This window comes from Micromonospora sp. NPDC049171, from assembly GCF_040648275.1.
Lineage (GTDB): Bacteria > Actinomycetota > Actinomycetes > Mycobacteriales > Micromonosporaceae > Micromonospora.
Genome location: NZ_JBEZDJ010000076.1, coordinates 1 through 1018 on the forward strand (window position 1 = coordinate 1; position 1018 = coordinate 1018).

1 protein-coding gene is annotated in these 1018 nt (G+C 69.2%); it reads right to left on the reverse strand.

The features are described 5' to 3' along the window. Positions 1 to 31 precede the first annotated feature (31 nt). On the reverse strand, positions 32 to 1018 hold a 987-nt coding region (locus AB0B14_RS36755; RefSeq protein ID WP_357526769.1), incomplete at its 5' end, for an IS110 family transposase.

Sequence of the window (1018 nt, forward strand, 5' to 3'; positions counted from 1 at the left end):
GCAGAGCAAAGACATCCCAGGTGCTTAGGTGTCAAGCAGTGGCGGTGTTGGGGTGATGTGTCCAGGCGGTGGTCTCGTTGTAGGTGGTGCCGGTCTTGAGGCATCCGTGGAGGATGCCGACGAGTCGGTTGGCGAGTTGTCGTAGCGCGGCGCGGTAGCTGACGCCGCGGGCGCGTTGCTGGTCGTAGTAGGCGCGGGCTCCGGGGGACGCGCGCAGCGACGTGAACGCTTGGGTCATGAGGGCGTCGATGAGCCGGTCGTTGTGGACGAAGCGGGCCGTGACGGTGCGTTTCTTGCCGGACGCGCGGGTGATCGGGCTGGTCGCGGCGTAGTTCTTGCGGGCCTTGGCTGAGGTGTAGCGGTCGTGGTCGTCGCCGAACTCGGCGAGTACCCGGGCGCCGAGGACAACACCGAGTCCGGGTTGGGACAGGATGATCTCAGCGTCCGGGTGCCGACCAAAATGGGCCTGCACCTGCCCTTGCATGGTGGTGACCTGCTCGTTGAGAGTGACCAGCACCGCGACCAGGGCGCGCACCGAGGCGGCGTAGGCGGCGGTCACCACCGCTGGCTGACCGAGGTGCTCGGCGCGCAGCACCGCTTGAATCGCCGCCGCCTTGGCCGGGATGTCACGGCGGCGGGCGCGTTTGAGGGCCGCGCTGATCTGCGCCAGGCTCAACCGGGCGGCGCTCGCCGGATCGGGTGCCCTGGCGAGGAGTTCCAGGGTGTCGCCGGCGTCGAGGTCCTCAAACGCGGCCACCGCGGCCGGGAAGTACTCCCGTAACGCGTGCCGCAACCGCTGCCCGGCCCGGGTGCGTTCCCAGATCAACGTCTTATGCATCCGAGCGACCACCTTGACCGCCTCAGCCTCGGCACTGTCACCGGCGACCGGCCGCAGCTGGTGCGAGTCCGTGCGCACCATGTCCGCCAGCATGTGCGCATCAGCCGCGTCGCTCTTGGCCCCGGACACCGCCAGGCGCTCCCGATACCGGGCCGCCTGCAACGGGTTCACCGCGAACAC